A 1,245-nucleotide genomic window follows, 5' to 3' on the forward strand; every position below is an offset into this window, starting at 1 on the left:
AATTTTAAAACCCGAATGCTTGTGGATAACTCTACCCCTCCTGACCGTCCTTTTCTCGAACGCTTCTGTTCGACCTTTCTAAACAAACCTTAGGCCTACTCCATGGAAGACATTCCCTGGAACCAGACAAGTTTTGAGAGACACAAGCTGAAGCATCTAGGTCTGCAAGACGGATTTTTCTTTAACGGGCACAGGGCGGTAAATGACTATCAGACAGTTATCCTCCTTCTGAGCCATGCAGACTTCCCGGAGAACCGCTCCACCCTATCCCTGCTACTAGAACGTACCAGAACAGTATGAAAGCGTCTGTGGACCAAATACACGTCTTTCGAACTCAAGAACACTCTCAAGGCCCGTGGATACCGCTGGAACGACAGTTCCGATGACCGGCCCAAAGCCTAGTTTATCGACAAACCATCTAAAGATGGCTGAAAACAAAATCCGCTTTCTCTTCATCAAAATCTATCAACGGGAGATAAGCACCATAGTGCGATCACTACTCTCAAAGAGACACAGAAACGCCGTCTGAGTTTTCTGACTGGACAGATCCGGCTTCTGGACATCCATCTCCTTCTCTGGACTGCCGAAAACCCAGACAATGATCTGATGTTCAGTGCTGCCAGCCTGTGGGAAGTCACCGGTCAGCATGCCCTGACGGTCGGACAGCTTCCTGATGCACCGAGATCCTTTTAACCGCATCCTCGTGGCTCAGGCGACGGTGGAAAGGCTTTTGCTGTTGTGACCCCTGATCCGCTCGTACAGTCCTATCCCGGGCCGATCACAGCCGTCTGATTACAGCCGTCTGATTACACTGGCTCCGAAATATCATCCCGATGTTTTTCAGAGCGACGACCAGTCCGTTCCGGATGAGCCCGGATCTGACACTGTCACCGGAGCATGCAGCATTTTTCCCACGCGACTTCCAGCTTAAGTTCTGAAAAATCATAACCCGTTTCCTTCATCGTCTTGCCGCTCCGCGCGGAAGCGGTTCAGCCCCCGTCGCCTCCAGCGTGTTTTCAGGTCAGCCGGAGTGGTGTCACTGTCTCCCTGAAGCTGCCCCGCAATGTCCAGAAATGCCCCGAGCATAGTGGCGCGATCATCATCCGTCAGATCAACCAGTCCCGCCTTGCTGACCAGACCTCCCAGTTCAATCAGATGACGGGTTCTCTCCCGTCGTGCCTTTGCCTGATCGCGCATGTCGGTACGTGCCTTTCGTGCCTGATAACGATGGATCAGGGCTGCCTG

1 protein-coding gene and 1 pseudogene are annotated in these 1,245 nt (G+C 52.5%); one reads left to right on the top strand and one right to left on the bottom strand.

The genetic code is table 11. The annotated features are described in order from the left end of the window. Positions 1-546 precede the first annotated feature (546 nt). Positions 547-792, top strand: a pseudogene (locus tag HK11_RS12780) (type II toxin-antitoxin system VapC family toxin). A 150-nt stretch (positions 793-942) separates the two neighbouring features. Here HK11_RS12780 and HK11_RS12120 read toward each other — a convergent pair. Then, positions 943-1,197, bottom strand: a complete 255-nt coding sequence (locus tag HK11_RS12120; protein ID WP_086555551.1) for a conjugal transfer protein TraD — start codon at positions 1,195-1,197, stop codon at positions 943-945. Positions 1,198-1,245 lie beyond the last annotated feature (48 nt).

This window comes from Acetobacter sp. DmW_043, assembly GCF_002153485.1.
Taxonomy (GTDB): Bacteria; Pseudomonadota; Alphaproteobacteria; order Acetobacterales; family Acetobacteraceae; genus Acetobacter; species Acetobacter thailandicus.

Bases quoted from the DNA above. Each gene is read 5' to 3' on its own strand.
- HK11_RS12120 (WP_086555551.1), bottom strand. From the start codon at position 1,197: ATGCGCGATCAGGCAAAGGCACGACGGGAGAGAACCCGTCATCTGATT.